A 242-nucleotide genomic window follows, 5' to 3' on the forward strand; every position below is an offset into this window, starting at 1 on the left:
CGCGCTGTTCGCCTCGGTGGTCACCCCCTCAACCAGCGGCATCAGGTAGACCGCGTTGAAGGGATGCGCGACAACGATCTGCGCGGCATTGGTGAACCCCTCCTGCGGCTGAGACGGCTTGTAGCCGGAGGTCGACGAACCGATCACCGCGCTCGCCTGAACATGCGCCTGCAATTCGCCGTAAACCTTCTGCTTCGGGTCAAGCCGCTCCGGCACGCTTTCCTGCACCCAGTCGACGCCCT

At 64.5% G+C, this 242-nt stretch carries 1 protein-coding gene; it reads right to left on the reverse strand.

Features of this window, described 5'->3' with window-relative positions:
• On the reverse strand, positions 1-242 hold a 242-nt coding region (locus tag R0J92_RS25970), incomplete at both ends, for a 3-hydroxyacyl-CoA dehydrogenase NAD-binding domain-containing protein (protein WP_411053810.1).

This window comes from Tritonibacter sp. SIMBA_163 (assembly GCF_046535935.1).
GTDB classification, from domain to species: domain Bacteria; phylum Pseudomonadota; class Alphaproteobacteria; order Rhodobacterales; family Rhodobacteraceae; genus Epibacterium; species Epibacterium scottomollicae.